17 protein-coding genes are annotated in these 19,017 nt (G+C 45.1%); 11 read left to right on the top strand and 6 right to left on the bottom strand.

All coding sequences use genetic code 11. From position 1 onward, the window contains the following. Nucleotides 1-242 precede the first annotated feature (242 nt). Nucleotides 243-4,238 (bottom strand): magnesium chelatase subunit H, encoded by a 3,996-nt coding sequence (locus QT979_RS15340; protein ID WP_333310863.1) that lies wholly within the window; start codon nt 4,236-4,238, stop codon nt 243-245. Between the two features lie 535 nt (nt 4,239-4,773). On the opposite strand from QT979_RS15340, the gene QT979_RS15335 reads away from it, so the two are divergent. From QT979_RS15335 to QT979_RS15320, 4 genes are all read left to right on the top strand, one after another. Next, entirely contained in the window at nt 4,774-5,757 is a 984-nt protein-coding gene (locus QT979_RS15335) for a calcium-binding protein (protein WP_333210073.1), read from the top strand. A gap of 93 nt (nt 5,758-5,850) precedes the next feature. Continuing rightward, nucleotides 5,851-6,867 carry a calcium-binding protein gene (locus tag QT979_RS15330; RefSeq protein WP_333210075.1) on the top strand — a complete coding sequence of 339 codons (1,017 nt, stop codon included), beginning with the start codon at nt 5,851-5,853 and terminating at the stop codon, nt 6,865-6,867. 249 nt (nt 6,868-7,116) lie between these two features. Further along, the gene (locus QT979_RS15325; RefSeq protein ID WP_333210077.1) at nt 7,117-8,187 is read left to right on the top strand and encodes a calcium-binding protein; all 1,071 of its coding nucleotides are present in this window, start codon (nt 7,117-7,119) and stop codon (nt 8,185-8,187) included. Nucleotides 8,188-8,395: 208 nt separating this feature from the next. Further along, nucleotides 8,396-9,382 carry a calcium-binding protein gene (locus tag QT979_RS15320; RefSeq protein WP_333310860.1) on the top strand — a complete coding sequence of 329 codons (987 nt, stop codon included), beginning with the start codon at nt 8,396-8,398 and terminating at the stop codon, nt 9,380-9,382. Here QT979_RS15320 and QT979_RS15315 read toward each other — a convergent pair. Continuing rightward, nucleotides 9,375-9,530 carry a hypothetical protein gene (locus tag QT979_RS15315; RefSeq protein WP_333310859.1) on the bottom strand — a complete coding sequence of 52 codons (156 nt, stop codon included), beginning with the start codon at nt 9,528-9,530 and terminating at the stop codon, nt 9,375-9,377. The two genes, QT979_RS15320 and QT979_RS15315, sit on opposite strands and share 8 nt — an antisense overlap. 134 nt (nt 9,531-9,664) lie before the next feature. On the opposite strand from QT979_RS15315, the gene QT979_RS15310 reads away from it, so the two are divergent. Further along, a complete protein-coding gene (locus QT979_RS15310) occupies nt 9,665-9,922 on the top strand; it encodes a hypothetical protein (RefSeq protein ID WP_333310857.1) in 258 nt (85 codons plus the stop codon). A gap of 75 nt (nt 9,923-9,997) precedes the next feature. Continuing rightward, a complete protein-coding gene (locus tag QT979_RS15305; protein ID WP_333310854.1) occupies nt 9,998-10,696 on the top strand; it encodes a hypothetical protein in 699 nt (232 codons plus the stop codon). Between the two features lie 105 nt (nt 10,697-10,801). On the opposite strand, the gene QT979_RS15300 is transcribed toward QT979_RS15305, so the two are convergent. Continuing rightward, a complete protein-coding gene (locus QT979_RS15300; RefSeq protein ID WP_333210087.1) occupies nt 10,802-11,278 on the bottom strand; it encodes an ankyrin repeat domain-containing protein in 477 nt (158 codons plus the stop codon). A gap of 36 nt (nt 11,279-11,314) precedes the next feature. On the opposite strand from QT979_RS15300, the gene QT979_RS15295 reads away from it, so the two are divergent. Then, entirely contained in the window at nt 11,315-12,592 is a 1,278-nt protein-coding gene (locus QT979_RS15295) for a lipid-A-disaccharide synthase (RefSeq protein ID WP_333210089.1), read from the top strand. Nucleotides 12,593-12,724: 132 nt separating this feature from the next. Here QT979_RS15295 and QT979_RS15290 read toward each other — a convergent pair whose 3' ends face one another. From QT979_RS15290 to QT979_RS15280, 3 genes are read right to left on the bottom strand one after another with little or no spacing between them, the layout of a single operon-like run. Then, entirely contained in the window at nt 12,725-12,895 is a 171-nt protein-coding gene (locus tag QT979_RS15290; RefSeq protein WP_333071975.1) for a YqaE/Pmp3 family membrane protein, read from the bottom strand. A 39-nt stretch (nt 12,896-12,934) separates the two neighbouring features. After that, nucleotides 12,935-13,879 (bottom strand): fused MFS/spermidine synthase, encoded by a 945-nt coding sequence (locus tag QT979_RS15285; RefSeq protein ID WP_333210091.1) that lies wholly within the window; start codon nt 13,877-13,879, stop codon nt 12,935-12,937. Beyond that, entirely contained in the window at nt 13,869-14,138 is a 270-nt protein-coding gene (locus tag QT979_RS15280) for a hypothetical protein (protein WP_333210093.1), read from the bottom strand. Before QT979_RS15280 ends, QT979_RS15285 begins: the two co-directional genes overlap by 11 nt. A gap of 355 nt (nt 14,139-14,493) precedes the next feature. Here QT979_RS15280 and QT979_RS15275 point away from each other — a divergent pair, with 355 nt between their 5' ends. The 4 genes from QT979_RS15275 (at nt 14,494) to QT979_RS15260 (ending at nt 19,016) form a co-directional block, all read left to right on the top strand. Then, nucleotides 14,494-15,564, top strand: a complete 1,071-nt coding sequence (locus QT979_RS15275; RefSeq protein ID WP_333310851.1) for an ATP-binding protein — start codon at nt 14,494-14,496, stop codon at nt 15,562-15,564. A gap of 79 nt (nt 15,565-15,643) precedes the next feature. Next, nucleotides 15,644-18,205, top strand: coding sequence for a primosomal protein N' (gene priA / locus QT979_RS15270; protein ID WP_333310849.1), 2,562 nt, complete (start codon nt 15,644-15,646; stop codon nt 18,203-18,205). Nucleotides 18,206-18,325: 120 nt separating this feature from the next. Then, nucleotides 18,326-18,634: a type II toxin-antitoxin system HigB family toxin gene (locus QT979_RS15265; RefSeq protein ID WP_333310847.1), complete on the top strand. Its 309-nt coding sequence runs from the start codon at nt 18,326-18,328 to the stop codon at nt 18,632-18,634. Further along, nucleotides 18,609-19,016: a transcriptional regulator gene (locus QT979_RS15260; RefSeq protein ID WP_333310845.1), complete on the top strand. Its 408-nt coding sequence runs from the start codon at nt 18,609-18,611 to the stop codon at nt 19,014-19,016. The genes QT979_RS15265 and QT979_RS15260 overlap by 26 nt, the downstream gene beginning before the upstream one ends. Nucleotide 19,017 lies beyond the last annotated feature (1 nt).

Raw genomic sequence — 19,017 nt, 5'->3', positions numbered from 1 at the left:
CAGAATTTTTTGGTATAATGGTGGCAACATTTTGTTTTTTGGGGAGCCCGTGTGGCTCCTTATTTTTTTACCTTACCATTCTCTCAAACCTTTGTCCTGTTTAGACTAGAGGTGCCTTGTCACCCGCTAAGACTTTAGACTGGAACAAATACCACCTTTACCCCAAAACCCTCCCAAAAATATAAGGACACAGCATTGCTGTGTCCCTACAGATTAAAGGCTATCGTCCGAAATTCGGAGGTTTATTCTACTCCCTCAATCCGGTCTTCCACCTCCTGATAAAGTTCACGCAAGCGATCCAAATTGTTCTCCGAAGTCTCCCAATAACCCCGGCCATTCACCTCAAGCAAAGTGCTGACAATCTTTCGGAACGAATGAGGATTTAAGTTAAGCAAACGCTTCTGCATCTCCTCATCTTGGATAAACGTAGTGTTGACATCCTCATACACCCAATTATCCACAGCGCCCGCAGTCGCACTCCATCCAGTCGTATTCACCAGACGCTTAGAAATCTCCCGCACACCTTCATAGCCGTGCGACAACATCCCCTCGTACCACTTCGGATTCAGCAGCTTAGTCCGCGAATCTAAACGCACGGTTTCTGATAGCGTCCGCACCTGCGCGTTGGCTGTGGTTGTATCAGCAACAAAGGATGCTGGCTTCTTCCCATCTGCGCGCAAACTGCCGATCAATTTAGTCGGATCAGAGTCGAAATAGTGCGACACGTCGGTTAGGGAAATCTCGGCAGAATCCAAGTTTTGGAAGGTGACATCAGCAGTTTTCAAAGATGATTCAAAAATCTGCCGGTCTTGTTCCATTGTTCCGGGATTGTCGGAAGAAAAGGCGAAGGATTTGCGAGTTAAGTACATTTCCTGCAACTCGGCTTCGCTTTCCCAAGTGCTGTTTTCCACCGCCAAGTTGACGTTAGATGAATAGGAACCAGAGGCATTGGAAAATACGCGGGTTGCTGCTTGTCGCAGGTTGATTCCCATTTCTTCTGCTTGCTTCAGGGCGTGTTTGCGGACGAAGTTCATCTCTAACGGTTCGTCGGCTTCCGCTGCCATTTTCACGGCTTTATCTAACAAATTCATTTGGTTGATGAACAAGTCGCGGAATACGCCGGAACAGTTAATTACTACGTCGATTCGAGGGCGTCCCAACTCTTCTAAAGAAAGCAATTCGAGTTTGTTTACCCGGCCCAAAGCGTCGGGAACTGGCTTCACTCCCACCATCCACATTACTTGGGCGAGGGATTCGCCGTAAGTCTTGATGTTGTCGGTTCCCCACAAGACAACGGCGATGGTTTCTGGGTAATTTCCGCCGTTATCAACGCGCTGTCTTTCTAATAGCCGATCGACTACAACCTTAGCAGACTTGATCGCCCCTGTGGTGGGGATTGACTGCGGGTCCAAAGCGTGCATATTCTTCCCAGTCGGCAAAACATCCGGGTTGCGAATCGGATCGCCGCCTGGGCCAGGGATAATGTATTCGCCTTCTAGGGCGCGCAATAATGCGCCCAATTCGTTATCGGCGCAAACTTGCTGCAAGCAGAATTCCAGATACTCAAACAGCGGTTTAATCAGTTCTGGATCGACCTTTTTGTAACCCGCTGCGTGTAAGGATTCAATCCAAGGTGTTTTCTTGCCCATGTTGAAGAAATTTAACTTGGAAACCAGGGAAACTCGACCCTCAGCATCGGTTTGTTCCTTCACCAAAGCGCCAACAGCATCCCGACAGGCTAAGGTGATGTTTTGTAACAATTCAACATCTGCTAAAATGCCTTTGTCGTTGTTGGTGTAGATATCGTCAATATTGCGATCGAGACTTTGAGCAATAATCCGCGACAAACTGATTAATCCGTCTTCTTCCCGGTCTAAATTGGCAATGTTAACCAAAGTTGCGATCGCCTCTTCAGCAGTCGGCGGCTTACCGATCACGTGCAAACCGCAAGGTAACAACCGCGACTCAATCTCCATCAACTTGCGGTAAACCAAGCCAACTAAATTATCCCGTTCCTCCGCAGTCATATCCGCAGCAACCCCTCGTTCTTGTTCGGGAGGTAACGCGATATCCTTATCCAAATTCACCAAACGGCATTTTTCGACGATCGCATCCACAATCGGCACACCGCGCCCAGTCTCTTTCAAAGTTTGATAAGAAGCAATTAACTCGCTGAGTTCCTGCAAACCTTTGTACAACCCAGCATTTTCAGCCGGAGGAGTCAGATAACTGATTGTTTCAGCATAACTGCGGCGCTTAGCAATTGTTGCCTCACTAGGATTATTAGCAGCGTAATAATAGAGGTTAGGAATCTTGCCGATCAAACTGTCAGGATAACAATCGACAGACATTCCCATCTGCTTACCGGGCATGAATTCCAGGGAACCGTGAGTGCCAAAGTGCAGCACCGCATCCGCACCCCAAATGCGCTCCAAATATGTATAGTAAGCAGCAAAACCGTGGTGGGGACTGGCAGAACGAGAGAATAACAACCGCATCGGATCGCCTTCGTATCCAAAAGTAGGTTGCACTCCGATAAACACATTGCCAAAATGTTTGCCAAAAATCAGCAAATTTTGTCCGTCGCTGTTCAAATGTCCCGGAGGTGGCCCCCAATTTTCTTGCAACCTTTCCGAATAAGGAGTGAATTCTTCGTATTCAGCTACGGACATCCGGTAAGCAATATTTAATTCGGGACTTTGGTATTGGGCTGTTGCGTCATGAATGACTTCTTGCATCAGTTTTTCGGCGGAATCCGGTAATTCTGGCAAGTCGTAACCGTTACCTTTTAAGGCTTTCAATACTTCGTAAATCGAGCCGAAAACGTCCAAGTAAGCGGCTGTTCCGACGTTGCCTTTATCAGGAGGAAAACTGAAAACTGTGATCGCAACTTTTTTATCTAATTTGGGTTTGCGGCGCAGCATTGCCCATTTCATAGCGCGCTGGGAAATTGCTTCGATTCTATCTTGCAGGGCGATCGCCTTGCCAGTTGCGCCATCACGTCCCGACACAATAATCGGTTCGATCGCACCATCCAACTCAGGAATCGCAACTTGCAACGCAACTTGAATCGGGTGCAAGCCTAAATCGCTATCTTCCCATTCTTCTGTCGTTTGGAAAACCAGCGGCAAAGCCACCATGTAAGGGCAATTTAATTTTTTCAAAGATTCGATCGCCTTCGGGTGATCTTGTTTCGCCGGGCCGCCCACCAAAGCAAAACCAGTCAGAGAAACCACCGCATCAACAATCGGCAGAGGTGTCACACCTTTTGCCCCGACTTCCAAGAAAAAAGTCTCCACAGGTTTAGAGAAGTCCAAACCGCCGGCAAAAATCGGCACCACCCGCGCCCCCATTGCCTCCAATTCCTGCACCATTGCTACATAGTGCGCGTCATCTCCCGTGACTAAGTGAGTGCGTTGCAACACTAAACCAATGCAAGGTGCGAGGGGATCTTTGAGATCCGCAGAAATATCTGTACGGGCATTAAACCAAGTCAGATATGCTTTTACATCTTCAAACATCGACGATGCCAAAGGATGCCAAATTCCCATGTCTGGGTAGACAACAGGTTCTTGGAAAGTCGGCTGTGACTGGCCTTTGAAGACATATTTATGTGACAGCATCAGCAAGAAGTTTTCCAAGTTTTCTTGGGAACCGCCCAGCCAATACTGGAAACTCAGCATGAAGTTGCGCGCATCTTGGGCTTTGTCGATCGGCAAATATTTCAGCACTTTCGGCAAAGTTTGCAGCAGTTTCAGCATTCCGTCTTGGAAGGAACTCCCGGATTTTTCCTTCCGTTTTTTCATGAATTCGCCGATCGCACTTTTGCTTTGTCCCAACTGTGCCATCGAGAAACTGCCCATTTTATTGAGTCGCATCACCCCTGGCATCGACGGGAAGACGACGGCGACATCCAAGCTGTCGCGCAGCGGTTCCACCGCCGATACCACTTTTTCTGCCAAATCTTCGATGAAAATTAGAGAAGCAATAAATACATTGGCATCCGCCACATCCCGCTTGAAGGCTTCGTAATTTTCCGGGCTGCGGAGTTCCTCGATCAGGTAGCCACTGATTTCTATTGCCAAATTCGGATTTTTCTGGTTTATCGATCGAACCGCTGCCGACAGGGCGCTTTGATACTGCGGTTCCAGTACGACATAGACCACCTTCATGAGCGATCGCCCTTGCAAGTTTTCCGGCACGACGTGGCGAATGGTGGGCTTGACGTGAGTGAACATCCGGTTAGGCTCCTTTAAGATGCTGTTTTCGCGAATCGGGAATTTTTTTATCCCATAAGCATTTTTACCAGAAAACGCTTGCCATTAGGCGATTTGAGCCTGCACATGACACAATTCGACAAATTTAGGTCAACTTTTCGTTACATTTTTTTATAAATTCCTTGAGCAAATACTCCATATTTTATTTACAAAAGTTTACTTGACATATTGAAAAAAATATGTATACGATTAATTAGTAGGATAAAAATAATTAAAAATTAACCAACATTTGAGAAAAAAATCCTGAAAAAAGTTCCAAGTTTTGTATAATTTATCACACTTGCGATAGAGCAATTAACTGAGGGGAAAAAGGTATAATTTCTGAAGGCAGAATGTAGCCTTCGGGTAATTGCTGAGTCACAAAAAGTGATATTATACCAGGAACTTAAAACCATTTCATAACGTCAGTTTGGTGTAAATTCCTGATCGGCGATCGAGTTCATGGAAAGCTAATTGCTATAAACTCTCAAACTCATCCCAACCTTAAGGGGGAAACATGGCTAACTACGCAATTTTCGACGAACAATTCTACCTGGCCTCATATCCTTGGATCAAACCAGCGATTGATGCAGGAGTAATCAAATCCGGGAGAGAACACTTTGAAAAATTTGGTCAAGCTGGCGGTCTAACTAAAGTATCGCGTTATTTTGACGAAAATGCTTACCTTGCTGGGAATCCAGACCTAGCACCCTTCGTCCGCACAGTCAACCCAAATGCACCTTTTGCGACCGGCCTCGATCACTTTATCCAGTTCGGTTACGATGAAGGACAGCGCCGCACCCAAGTATCCCCTGAGTACAACGAAAATTTTTATTTAGCAAACAACTCAGATGTCGCACCGTTCGTTCAGAACGGAACTTTCAAATCAGGATTCGACCATTTCACTCAATTCGGAATCAGAGACGGTCGGTTTGGGACTTCATTTTTTGAACCGGAATACTTAAAAGAAAACCCCGATATTGTGCCGTTTGTCAACTCTGGAAACTTGAGAACAGGCCGGGAACACTTCTTCAATTTTGGACAATTTGAGCCTGCCCGCGACGCAACTTTTGTCGGCAGCCGCAGCAACGATGTTTTAACTGGTGTTGGCGTCGGGGATGTAGAACTTGTGGGAGTGGAAGTAGGTCTAGATTCGCAACGCAACCGACAGTATGAAAGCTTTGGCACCAATGAATTCGATGTCTTGATTGGTGCTCCGGGAACCAATACATTCGTACTTGGAGTTCCTGCTACAGCCGGGAATTTTAGCCCGACACCGCTGTATTTGGGTAACGGTCAAGCTACCATTCGCAACTTCGACATAGAAAGCGATTTTATCCAACTGCAAGGAACTTCTTTAAACGGCTACAGCCTGACTCCGGTTGGCAACAATTTGTCAATCCAGCGTTTTGGAGACGTGCTCGGCGTGATTGAAGGAGGAGCAAGTTTGAATTTGAGTTTCCAAGAATCTAACGGTAACGGTACTTTCTTGATTGGTTAGTCATTAGTCATTAGTCATCGGTCATTGGTCATTAGTTAATACTGATGATTGATGACTTTTTTTTTGATCGTACTTTACTTTAAACAGCAAACTATGAATTACGATATCTTTGACGAACAATACTACCTTTCGCAATATCCGTGGCTGAAACCAGCCATTGATTCAGGAATCATCAAATCAGGAAGAGAACACTTTGAAAAATTTGGTCAAGCCGCCGGTATCACAAAAATATCGCGGTATTTTGACGAAGATACTTACCTTGAAGGAAATCCAGACCTTAAACCCTTTGTCCGCACAGTCCATCCAAACGCGCCGTTTGCTACAGGCTTAGATCACTTTATCCAATACGGTTACGAAGAGGGTCGCACTCGCGTATCGCCTGAGTATGACGAAGCGTTTTATGTAGCAACTAACCGAGATTTGCAGCCGTTTATTCAGAATGGAACTTTTAAAAATGGCTACCAGCATTTCATTCAATTCGGGGTAAAAGAAGGTCGTTTTGGAACATCTTTCTTTGAACCGGGATACTTATTCAATGTGTTTGAGACTATCAGCTCTGGAACCTTAAAAACTGGTCGGGAACATTACTTCAAGTTTGGGCAATTCGAGGCAAGCCGCGAGGCAACTTTTGTCGGAACTTCCGGTAATGACATCCTCACAGGTGTAGGGGTAGGGAAGGTCGAATTAATTGGAGTTGAAGTAGGTGTTATCTATCCCGGCCCCCGAAATTATGAAAGTGACGGCAGCAATGAATTCGATACTCTCACTGGCGGTAGCGGCCGTGATAAATTCGTGCTCGGTGACATTGTTGGCTTCAGGGGAGGAACCCTCTCATCCAGACAGTTCTACATCGGCCCAGGTTTTGCTACAATTCGGAACTTTACTCAAGGTCAGGATACCATCCAGACAGGGATTCCCTTAGATCAACTATTGGTGTTTTCAATCAACAATAATCGAGATTTAGCTATCCAAACGAATGGCTTTCCCGTCGTTGAGAATGGAGTTTTCATAGCCAGTCGCTTTGACACAATCGCTGTTGTTGAAGGTGGCGGCAATCTCAATTTGAATCTATTACCAGGATCTAGTGTTATTAGATCTTTGCTTGGGTAGAAATATCGAATATATTCAGAATTTTCTTTGGGATGCTGTCGGTGCGATCGCACTTTCCTCTGCCAACAACTCGCATTCCGCGATCGCACTTTACGTTCTCAAATAAACAACGATTAATTACGAAATCTTTATATAGCTTAAGTGAGATTTGACTGACACTTGGAAAAAATCACCCGATCAGGTAATTGTCTCAGTTTCCGACTATTGATAAATTGCATAAACAGCTCATTAAAGCCGCAATAAAAAAACATGGCTAGTTACGCAATTTTTGACGAACAATACTACCTTGCTCAATATCCTTGGGTCAAACCCGCCATTGATGCAGGAGTCATCAAATCTGGAAGAGAACACTTTGAAAAATTCGGTCAAGTCGGTGGCTTAACCAAAGTATCGCGGTATTTTGACGAAGCTACTTACCTTGCTGGCAACCCAGATATCGCTGCCTTAGTCCGCACCCCCAACAACCCAAATGCACCTTTTGCGACTGGCCTAGACCACTTTATCCAATATGGTTACGAAGAAGGTCGCACTCGCGTATCGCCTGAGTATGACGAAGCGTTTTATGTAGCAAATAACCGACAGTTGCAGCCATTTATTCAGAATGGAACTTTTAAAAACGGCTACCAGCATTTCATTCAATTCGGCATCAAAGACGGTCAGTTTGGGACTTCTTTTTTTGAAAAAGAATACTTAAATAAATACTCCGATGTTCAGTCGTTTGTCGAATCGGGAGCGTTGAAAACTGGTCGGGAACACTACTTCAATTTCGGCAAAAACGATCCAAGCCGCTCTGCGACTTTTATCGGAAGTTCCGGGAATGACATCATTACCGGTGCTGGGGTGGGGAATACCGAATTAATTGGAGTTGAAGTAGGTTTAGGTACAGGTGGTGCTTTTTCCATCCCCGGCCGAAATTATGAAAGTGAGGGCAGTAATGAATTCGATACTCTCACTGGCGGTAGCGGCCGCGATAAATTCGTACTCGGAGACGTTGTACAAGGTACTGGTGGTAAGGGATACAGTTCCCCAACAAAGTTATATATCGGGTCTGGTTTTGCTACAATTCGGAACTTTACCCAAGGTCAGGATAGCATTCAGCTAGCAACAAGCGATATCCAACCTTCTTTAGATAAATTCTTGATATTTCCCATCAACAACAATCGAGATTTAGCTATCCAAACGAACGGCTTGTTCGTTTACTTTCCAGATGGAACTTCGGGAATTAGTAGCTTTGACACGATCGCTGTTATTGAAGGCGGCGGAAATCTCAAGTTGAATCTCTTACCAGAATCTAGAGGTTCTCTACCTCTACTTGGCTAGAAATCTCGAAGCTATTGGTAATTTGGCTGATTGCTGCTGAGAAGTGCGATCGCTCTTTCAAAAAAAGTGCGATCGCACTTTTGTGTTTGCCATCAAAATAATAACACAGGCTTAACAATAATTAACTTGATATACTGAGGCAGTAGAGTTAGTAATAGTGGGTCAAGTTTAACCGATAAGTAAGCAGACTAAGCTTGGAGCAAAATTTATGACTAATTATGACATTTTTGACGAACCATACTACCTGGCGCAATATCCTTGGGTGAAACCGGCTATTGATGCAGGAATTATAAAATCCGGCAGAGAACACTTTGAAAAGTTCGGTCAAGCCAGCGGCCTGACCAAAGTATCGCGTTACTTTGACGAAGAAACCTATCTAGCTCAAAATCTAGATATTGCTCCCCTGCTTCGCACCCCAAACAATCCAAACGCGCCTTTTGCGTCTGGCATCGATCACTTTATTCAGTTGGGCTACGAACAGGGTCGCACCCGCGTGTCACCTGAATACAACGAAGAGTTTTATTTGGCAAATAACTCAGAGTTGCGATCGTTCGTTCAGAACGGAACGTTCAAATCAGGCTACCAGCATTTCATTCAATTCGGACTCAAAGACGGTCGTTTTGGGACTTCATTTTTTGAACCGGAATACTTAAAAGGAAACCCCGACATTGTGCCATTTGTCAACTCTGGAGCCTTGAAGACTGGTCGGGAACACTACTTCAATTTCGGGAAAAACGAGCCAAACCGATCCGCTACTTTTGTCGGAACTTCCGGCGATGACATCCTCACTGGTGTTGGTGTGGGGAATACCGAACTGATTGGAGTGGAAGTAGGTATCGATCCCCAAGGCAATCGGCAGTATGAAAGCTTTGGATTTTATGAATCTGATGTCCTGATCGGCGGCCCTGGGAGAGATACATTCGTACTCGGAGTTCCTGCTACCTCCGGTAATCCCACATCCCGTCAACTCTATGCGACTACCCCCGGTATAGTTAGAATTCGGAACTTTGATCAAGACAATGACAAGATCCAGTTGGCAGGAAGTCCCGATATCTACACAACAATGGGGGATGCTAACGAGTTCATAATCCTCAGCCCAAGATATGAAACAATTGGTATTATTGAGGGAGAAAATTTATCTTTTTCTACAACTCAGCCACAGGGAGACGGCACTTTCTACCTATTCCTTAAATAACCGGAACCTCGGTTATCTCTTTCTCGGTTAACATGGTAGGTGCGTTAATAACGCACCATACTAAACTCAGATTATAGCAGTTGCCAAATTGCTGTCGATAGCGATCGAGTTGTTCTTCGGCTGGCTCAGCTTTTGCTTCGGTTGTCAAATACCGAGAACCGTGTTCATCGGGTCAGTCTCGAATAGTACCATGACAGAAAGTTGACAACTTTATTAATTAATTGTACGGTTCATAAACCAGGTTTCTAAATATAAAAATCATTAAATCCGTAGTATAAAAACATGGCTAACTACGCAATTTTTGACGAACCATACTACCGGGCGCAATATCCTTGGGTGAAGGCCGCTATTGATGCAGGAATTATAAAATCCGGCAGAGAACACTTTGAAAAGTTCGGTCAAGCCGGCGGTCTGACCAAAGTATCGCGTTACTTTGACGAAGAAACTTACCTTGAGGGAAATCCAGACCTTAAACCCTTTGTCCGCACTCCCAACAACCCAAACGCACCTTTTGCTTCAGGACTAGATCACTTTATCTAATACGGTTACGAACAGGGTCGATCGCGCGTATCGCCAAATTATGACGAAGCATTTTATGTAGCAACTAACCGAGATTTGCCGTCGTTTATTGAGAATAACTTTAAAAGTGGCTACCAGCACTTCATTCAATTCGGCATCAGAGATAGACTGTTTGGTACTTCTTTCTTGGAAGCAGTATACTTGAATAGAAACTCTGACATTAGACCCTTGGTCTACTCTGGAGCTTTGACAACTGGTCGGGAACACTACTTCAATTTCGGAAAAAACGAGCCAAACAGGTCTGCTACTTTTATCGGAACTTCCGGCAATGACACCCTCACTGGTATAGTGGGGAATGTCGAATTAATTGGAGTAACAAGCTCTGCAGGCTTGAGTGCCGGAGTGTCTGGAAGTGACGGCAGCAACGAATTCGATACTCTGATTGGGGGACCCGGCGCCGATACATTCGTGTTAGCGCAGCCTGTATATAACAGTAGAGTGTTTGTGATTGGATATAAATATTTCTACCTTGGACTGGGTTTTGCTACAATTCGGAAATTTACCCAAGGTCAGGATAGCATTCAGCTTACAGTGAATTCCTTCAATAATATCTTGATATTTCCGATCAACAACAATCGAGATTTAGCTATCCAAACGAACGGCTTGTCTGTCTCCCTTCCCGATGGAACTTCGGGAATTAGTAGATTTGACACGATCGCAGTTATTGAAGGTGGCGGAAATCTCAAGTTGAATTTATTACCACAATCTTCTTTTGGGGTACTTTTACTTGGATAGAAATATCGCAGCTATTCGGGATTTGTCTGATTGCTGCTGTCGGTGCGATAATTAATTGTACCCTCCAGAAACCGGGTTTCTCCAATAAACCCGGTTTCTAAGTCTTTAATGGCGATCGCGCGCTAGCTTCAAAACCTCAACCGCATCTTTGTGACCCTCCGAAGACGCCCAAATTAACGCAGTCCAAGTATTATTATCATACGCTTTGATATCAGCTCCTTTATCGATTAAAAATTCCACAACTGGAGTGCGCCCGCTGCCTGCAGCACTCATCAAAGCCGTCAAACCAAAATTAGTTTTAGCATTCACATCCGCCCCCGCCTCCAGCAAAAGCTGTACAATCTCCGTATGTCCGGCAGCAGCGGCACTCATTAACGGCGTCCACCCGTCATTATCCTGACTGTTGGGCCCGGCACCTGCAGCCAGCAATTTTTTGACGATCGCCGAATTTCCAGCCTCAGCCGCAGTCGTCAAAGCAGTCGCACCTTCCTCATCTTTGGCATTGATATCTGCACACTGTTCGATCGCACTTTCTACAGCCACAAGATCACTCGTCTTGACGGCATTAATTAAATCTGTCATAAAATCTCCGTTGCATCCTTTCAAATTTTAAATCCTATGGCAGTAGATATTTTAATCCTCTCCAACGGCCCCGGAGAATTGGCAACTTGGGTGCGTCCCGCCGTGCAAGCTTTGCGCGAGCAGTTGGGAAACGCGGGTACTCAAGCCCGCATCTCTGTGGTGCTGTCCCCCTGTCCGCACGCCACGGGGAAAGAAGCGCAATTCGCATCTTCCTACCCAGAAGTTGACAGAGTGCAAGCACCGGAGCATTTTTTTCCATTCTTATTGTCGGGCAAAACTGCTGAAAATTGGGATTGGTATGAAACAGGAGTTGTTTTGTTTTTAGGTGGCGATCAATTTTTTACGGTTGTTATTGGCAAAAGGCTAAAATATCGCACTGTTATTTATGCTGAATGGGACGCGCGGTGGTATCGATGGATTGATAAATTTGCGGTGATGAAACCACAAATTTTTGGTAAAATTCCCCAAAAATATGCTAATAAATTTACAGTTGTCGGAGATTTGATCGCAGAAGTAGGTAATCGAAAATCGGACGCCAAAGATGGGGCAGTACCCCTACAGAAAATAGAATTAATTGGATTGTTGCCCGGTTCTAAAGCTGCGAAATTAGCTTTAGGTGTACCGTTATGTTTGTCGATCGCCCAATCCATCCACCACATCCGCCCTGAAACTCGCTTTGTTATTCCCGTTGCTCCTACCATAGATGTGCAAACTCTAGCAGGTTTTGCCGACCCTGAACAAAATCCTTACCTGCATTTATTTGAGAACGCTAGCGCCGAACTTCATTTAACAGAACGGCCGTTTTTGCAGACAGCAAATGGTTTACAAATAGAACTTTGGACGCAGACACCCGCTTACGATTTGCTATCAGAATGCAGCCTGTGTTTAACTACTGTGGGAGCGAATACTGCGGAATTAGGTTCGTTAGCCGTACCGATGATTGTTTTGATTCCGACGCAGCAATTGGATGCGATGAAAGCTTGGGATGGTTTGCCGGGATTGCTGGCAAGTTTGCCGTTAGTCGGTTCAGTTTTTGCGACGGTGATTAATTGGCTAATCTGGCAATTGGGAAAGGGAAAGCTTTATGCTTGGCCGAATATTTGGGCACAGGAGGAGATTGTGCCGGAGTTAATTGGCAAGCTGGAACCGGAAGTAATTGCTCAATTGGCGATCGACTATCTGAGCCATCCTGAAAAATTAGCACAGATGGGCGATCGATTGCGTGCGGTTCGAGGAGAATCGGGGGCGGCGAAAAAAATTGCTGAATTGGTTTGTGAAGAACTTGAGGTGCAATCTAATTGTCATAAGAATTAGATTTTTTTATTTTTAACCGCACAGGAACGCGGATGAACGCTGATTTAATCCAGATTAATTGGTAAAAACAGGCAAAAGAAAGTTTATTTTCTCTTGCCTGTTTATTATCCAAAAACTGGATTTGCTTTCAAGTTAAGCTCGATCGTGCTTAGCAATCACCCAAACAGCGTGAATGATGCCGGGAATAAAGCCCAAAAACGTGAGAACCAGGTTGATCCAAAAATCAGTACCGATGCCAACCGTCAAAAATACGCCCAGCGGGGGAAGAAAAATGGCAGCGACTATGCGAATTAAATTGTTCATCTCAGTTACTCCAACCTACATTTCTCTTTCAATTTAACTTCACTGACCAACCGAACCTTTCCCGAAAAACTTAGGCGGTGCTGCCATAGTGTAAACTTCGGTTTCAGCGGCGATTACCTGCCGTAAGTGACCGGGAAGCTGCATCAACCCCAACAGTGTAATCCCGTCGAACATCCGCAACCCGCCAGTTGTTTTCTCGGCGAGTAATTTGTCAGTAACTTCGGGATCTGGTCGCGTATTTATTTCTTGATTAGAAGCTATCGCAAAACCCCAAGGAGCTCCATAAGTAGAAATAAAGCTGGTGCAGGATTGAACATTGGAGAAAACAGATTTCAGGGTATTTACAATGCGAGCGTGCATTTTCATTTCTGCGGGAGAAACGGGGCCCGCTTGCACTACGAAATATCCGTTAGGTGACATTACGCTGCGAACTTTCTCAAAATACTCTTTGGTAAACAACTGGAAAGATGGGCCTTCTTCAATGGGATCGGACAAGTCAGAAATGACAATATCCCAATCATTGTCAGTTTTATCTAAATAGTCCAAAGCATCGCCAATTACTACTTCGCAGCGGGGGTCGTCAAAGGCGTTTTGGTGCATTTCTGGGAGGTGTTCGCGGCAAGCTTCTACTACTTCGCCGTCAATGTCGATCATCACGACTTTTTCAACTGTTTTCCAGCGCAGCACTTCTCTAATTGTAGCTCCTTCTCCGCCGCCGAGAACGAGGACTTTTTTGGGGCTACCGTGACAAATCATGGCTGGGTGTACCAAGGGTTCGTGGTACAGAAACTCGTCGCCTGTACAAGATTGCCACTTACCGTCCAAAACTAAGCCTTTGCCGTAAGTACCGGTCTGAACTACGTACATTTCTTGATAGGCTGTTTTCTTGTAAGCAAGCACCGCGATGACGCCATGAACGTAAATATCCCAGGGGGTAATGTACTCGCTCATCCAAAAGTCTGCACGAACTTCGCTACCTGACATCAATTACTCTCCAAATATAAACTGCTGTGTCGATGTTGTCACAAGTAGTAGTTCTTAACACAAAATGGTGCGGGTGTGTGAGTACGATCGACACATTAAAGTGAGATTTCGGAGGAATGGTATAGTGTGATTGCGTTCTGGGAACTCGCAAGTGGCTTGGTACTTGAGATTGCTTGTGGGCGATCGCGCGCCCAGTCGATCGCACTTTTCCCATCGCCCCCGGTCGATCGCACTCACATTTTATATTTTCGCTTTGCATTGCCAGCGGGTTTTGTACAAAGGTTGTCTGAATCGGGCAATTTTTCGCGCTGGGCCGGCCTTTATAAGTTTGCGATCGGCCTGCTTATTTATCAATAATCCGATAAAAACCCCGCGAATGCGAGAGCGTGGAATAAAAGTAGCGATCGGTTTTAACCAGATTTGTTATTAATAACTTGACATTTTGAATGTATCTTAGATAAAATTTCTAAATCCACCAATACAAATAAAATGTTAATTTTTTTTGACAATAACGCAGGGTCTATGTGCGACGAATTTCTAACTAAGTAAAGGTTACAACTAAATTCTGTAATAAAAACGCTCTTACACTATTTTTATTTTCAAAATAATAGCCTATGGAACCAACAAACTGGGAAAAAATAATCAAAAAGCTGGAAAATCAAAATCTAATTTTGCGGAAAAAACTAGAAAATTCGGAAGCCGAACGCAGCCAATCAGAAGCCCTTAATAAAAAAAAAGAATCTTTGTTAAAAATACTAAATGAGGATTCGAGAGATTCCGAAAAAAAATTAAAAGCAAGAATATCTACACTAGAAAAAGCTCTGACCAACCAGCAAACTATGCAACTCAAATTAATCGAAGCCGAAAAAATGTCGGCTTTGGGCATTTTGGTAGCTGGGATCGCCCACGAAATAAACAATCCAGTTAACTTCATCTATGGCAATATTACCTATGTCAATGACTACGCAGGCGACATTTTAAAATTGCTCGCAATGTACCAGGATCGGTATCCCGAAACAGATGCAGAGATTGAAGATTTTTTGGAAAAAATTGACATCGACTTTCTGCGCGAAGATTTGTTAAAAACTATTTCGTCAATGAAAGTTGGCTCCGAGCGTATCCGCGAAATTGTGCTAACTTTACGCAACTTTGCACGGGTAGATGAAGCTGAAAAAAAACCAGTTAATATTCACGAAGGCATTGAGAGCACCTTGTTAATTTTGCAGCACTTAACTAAAGAAAAATCAGGTATTTCCGCTATAAAATTCCTTAAAAATTATGGCTCTTTGCCCAAGAGCGAGTGTTATGCTGGGCAATTAAATCAGGTGTTTATGAACATAATTAATAATGCTATTGATGCCCTGCGGGAGCGAGAGCAAAAGTCTTCACGGGAGGAGATAGAAGCCAACCCTCTCCAGATGACCATTACTACTTCTATTATTTGCGAAAATTGGGCAAGAATTAGCATCAAAGATAATGGTTGCGGGATGAGTAAAGCTGTAAAATCGAAAATTTTCGATCCGTTTTTTACCACCAAATCAGTTGGTCACGGGACGGGTTTGGGGCTGTCCATTAGCTATCAAATTATTGTGGACAAACACGGCGGGAGATTGGAGTGTATCTCCGCAATTGGAGAAGGGACTGAATTGGTGATCGAGATTCCGATCGCCAAATCCAGCAGCTAAGATCGATCGATCGAGCTAAACTGAGGGATAATGAAAACTCCCTTTGACCGCGGCTCCTCCTAGTTTGATGTGCAACCCTATGTCTACTGTCACTTTTGGTTTGTCAACCCCTATAGCGGCAGAGGCCGGGGCATCCTACGGCAGCAGCGAACCGCCACAGCGCCCCACCGTGCGGGCAGAGTGGATCGAGGTATTGGTGGACTCTCCTTTCAGGGTTGCGGGGGACTCGCCTGGGGAGGAAAATAAGTTATTTACCTATCGTTTACCTGCGGAACTTACCGTGCAACCAGGGGATATTTTGAGTGTACCCTTTGGCAGTCAACAGGTAGGCGCGATCGCGATTCGGTTCATTTCTCAACTGCCGCCCGACTTAGATCCGGCGCGGGTTAAAGATGTCGAAGATGTTGTCAGTACGGGTTTTTTCCCGCCTAATTACTGGGAATTGCTCGATCGCACTGCCACCTATTATTGCACACCTTTAATTCAAGTAATTAGAGCCTCACTGCCGCCCGGTTTGTTAAGCCGTTCCGTGCGCCGAATTCGCTTAATTAAGGACGCAATTTCTCCGAATGCCGAAACATTCCTCAATCCCGCAGCGAGTCAAATTTTGCAATTGCTGCAAGCTCAAAAAAACGGCGATTACACTTGGCAATACCTCCAGCGCCAAGTTAAGGGAAGTTATCGGGGATTGAAAGATTTATTGAAACGCGGTTGGGTAGAAAGTTATTTAGAACCTCCCACTCCTCCCAAACCACAACTCAAACCGGCAGTGACATTAATTGCTAGGGCATTTGTCACAGATTTAACCAAGCGGCAACAAGAAGTATTGGAAGTTTTGCGGCGCGGCGGCGGTGAAATGTGGATGAATGATTTGTTGAGAATTTGCAGCGCGAGTTCTTCCGTTGTCAAAGCTTTGGAACAAAAAGGTAGCGTTGTAATTGACCAAAGGGAAATTCTTAGGGGCGATCGCGGAATTTCTCAATTGCCAGATGCACCCAAAACTTTAACTCATTTTCAAGCTCAAGCCTTAGCGTTTATTAACTCTTTTTCGGGATTCCGTCAAGTGCTGCTGCACGGCGTTACAGGTTCCGGGAAAACGGAAGTGTATTTGCAGGCGATCGCCCCAATCTTAGCCAGCGGCAAATCCGCCCTCGTACTCGTTCCCGAAATCGGCCTTACACCGCAACTTACAGACAGATTCCGCGCCCGTTTTGGCGAGCAAATTTGCGTGTACCACAGCGCCCTATCCGACGGCGAACGTTACGATACATGGCGTCAGATGCTGACTGGAACACCGCAAATTGTCATCGGCACGCGATCGGCCATTTTTGCGCCTTTACCTCACCTCGGCTTAATTATCCTCGATGAAGAACACGACAGCAGCTTCAAACAAGACCAACCAGCGCCGTGCTACCACGCCCGCACCGTTGCCAAATGGCGCGCCGAATTAGAAAATTGTCCCTTAATTTTAGGTTCCGCAACGCCAGCTTTAGAGACTTTTGTCGGGACGCGCCGAGATTATTACTCGTTACCAAATATCCATTATTTATCATTGCCCGATCGCATTTATTCCCGCCCGATGCCGCCCGTGGAAATAGTCGATATGCGCCAAGAATTGCGGCAAGGGAATCGCTCAATTTTTAGTGCTTCCCTGCAAAATGCCTTGGAACAATTGCAAGCCAGACAACAGCAAGGTATCCTGTTTATTCACAGAAGAGGACACAGTACCTTTGTGTCTTGCCGGAGTTGCGGCTATGTGATGGAATGCCCGAATTGCGATGTTTCTCTGTCTTATCACCACGTAGGCGAAGCAACAGCAGAAATATTGCGCTGTCACTACTGCAACCACACGGAACGACACCCCCAAAACTGCCCGGAATGCCGTTCTCCCTACTTCAAAAACTTTGGTAGTGGCACTCAGCGAGTAGAACAGGAATTAACCCGATTATTTCCCCAATTGCGGGCAATTCGGTTTGACAGCGATACGACTAGAAATAAGGGCGACCACCGCAGACTGTTAACGCAATTTGCTAATGGGGAAGCTGACATTTTGTTGGGTACGCAAATGCTGACGAAAGGGTTAGATTTAGCTGGAGTCACATTGGTGGGAGTTGTGTCTGCTGACGGGTTGCTAAACTTATCCGATTATCGGGCAAGCGAACGAGCTTTTCAAACATTAACTCAAGTCGCCGGCCGTGCGGGCAGAGGAGACGATCCGGGGCGGGTAATTATTCAAACTTACACTCCCGAACACCGGGTTATTCAAGCAGTTAGGCGGCACGAATATGCGGGTTTTGTGGAAACAGAATTAGCAGAAAGAGCGGCGCTGAATTATCCACCTTCGGGGCGGCTGGTATTGTTGCGATTGAGCAGTGTAGATGCGGCGGAAGTTGCGGTGACGGCGGTACAATTGGCGTCTGTTTGTCAGGAGTATATTGAGCGATTGTCTGTACCGGGGTGTGAGTTGTTGGGGCCTGCACCTGCGGCGATTATGCGGGTGGCAAATCGCTATCGCTGGCAGATTTTGCTGAAGTTGCCTTTGGATGAGTCGGTGGATTTGTCGGATTTGATCGGGTTGCGCGATCGCACGCCGCGTTCTGTTAGTTTAATTATTGATGTCGATCCGTTGAATTTTGGTTGATTGGTGGTGTAATCGTAGGGTGTGTCAGCTTCGACAATTGTATCAATAATCGAAAATCTCCAAGCTGACGCACCTTAAAAGCTATGATACTTATCAAGCAAGGAATAAAATAATTATCTAATGCGTGTCATCAGCCGAAAACCACTGAGAGAATTTTGGGAAAAACACCCCAATGCTGAACCAAGTCTATTAATATGGTATCAGCGTACTTCTGAGGCTGAATGGCAAAATTTTGTCGAGGTACGCCAAGTCTTTCCCTCCGCTGACTTAGTAGGTAATTTTACAGTCTTTAATATTGGTGGCAATAATTATCGGCTAATCTGTTTTATTGATTATGAATACCAAATAGTATTCGTCCGCAGTGTATTAATTCATTCAGAATACGACAAGGAGAATTGGAAAAATGACGATTGGTTTGAAAACTCCTAGTAGCGATTACATTGAGTTAATCGTAGCTTTTCCCCCGCGCCCGATTAGTTGTGAAGCTGAGTTAATTGCTACCCAAAATCGGATTAATTATATTTTGGATCGCCGAAAACTGACGCAAGATGACCGAGATTACTTAAATGTGCTCGGTATTCTTGTCTATGATTACGAACAAAAACATGAGCCAATGCCTGTGCTGAAGGGGATTAAATTGCTCAAGGCTTTGATGGTTGAAGCTGAGCTTTCAGAAAAAGACTTGGTTGATATTTTTGCTACTGAGTCTCTGGTGGCTGAGGTGTTGAATGGTAACAGGGAACTGACGGTGAGTCAAATTCAGAAATTAGCTGAGTTTTTCCACCTATCGCCTGCGGCATTTATTGAGTGAA

The organism is Microcoleus sp. w2-18bC1, assembly GCF_036700365.1.
Taxonomy (GTDB): domain Bacteria; phylum Cyanobacteriota; class Cyanobacteriia; order Cyanobacteriales; family Microcoleaceae; genus Microcoleus.
This window is presented reverse-complemented; position numbering and strand designations above follow the sequence as displayed.

Bases quoted from the DNA above. Each gene is read 5' to 3' on its own strand.
- QT979_RS15295 (WP_333210089.1), top strand. From the start codon at position 11,315: ATGGCAGTAGATATTTTAATCCTCTCCAACGGCCCCGGAGAATTGGCA.
- QT979_RS15300 (WP_333210087.1), bottom strand. From the start codon at position 11,278: ATGACAGATTTAATTAATGCCGTCAAGACGAGTGATCTTGTGGCTGTA.
- QT979_RS15320 (WP_333310860.1), top strand. From the start codon at position 8,396: ATGACTAATTATGACATTTTTGACGAACCATACTACCTGGCGCAATAT.
- QT979_RS15290 (WP_333071975.1), bottom strand. From the start codon at position 12,895: ATGAACAATTTAATTCGCATAGTCGCTGCCATTTTTCTTCCCCCGCTG.
- QT979_RS15325 (WP_333210077.1), top strand. From the start codon at position 7,117: ATGGCTAGTTACGCAATTTTTGACGAACAATACTACCTTGCTCAATAT.
- priA (WP_333310849.1), top strand. From the start codon at position 15,644: ATGTCTACTGTCACTTTTGGTTTGTCAACCCCTATAGCGGCAGAGGCC.
- QT979_RS15335 (WP_333210073.1), top strand. From the start codon at position 4,774: ATGGCTAACTACGCAATTTTCGACGAACAATTCTACCTGGCCTCATAT.
- QT979_RS15275 (WP_333310851.1), top strand. From the start codon at position 14,494: ATGGAACCAACAAACTGGGAAAAAATAATCAAAAAGCTGGAAAATCAA.
- QT979_RS15330 (WP_333210075.1), top strand. From the start codon at position 5,851: ATGAATTACGATATCTTTGACGAACAATACTACCTTTCGCAATATCCG.
- QT979_RS15280 (WP_333210093.1), bottom strand. From the start codon at position 14,138: ATGCAAAGCGAAAATATAAAATGTGAGTGCGATCGACCGGGGGCGATG.
- QT979_RS15260 (WP_333310845.1), top strand. From the start codon at position 18,609: ATGACGATTGGTTTGAAAACTCCTAGTAGCGATTACATTGAGTTAATC.
- QT979_RS15285 (WP_333210091.1), bottom strand. From the start codon at position 13,879: ATGTCAGGTAGCGAAGTTCGTGCAGACTTTTGGATGAGCGAGTACATT.
- QT979_RS15265 (WP_333310847.1), top strand. From the start codon at position 18,326: ATGCGTGTCATCAGCCGAAAACCACTGAGAGAATTTTGGGAAAAACAC.
- QT979_RS15340 (WP_333310863.1), bottom strand. From the start codon at position 4,238: ATGTTCACTCACGTCAAGCCCACCATTCGCCACGTCGTGCCGGAAAAC.
- QT979_RS15310 (WP_333310857.1), top strand. From the start codon at position 9,665: ATGGCTAACTACGCAATTTTTGACGAACCATACTACCGGGCGCAATAT.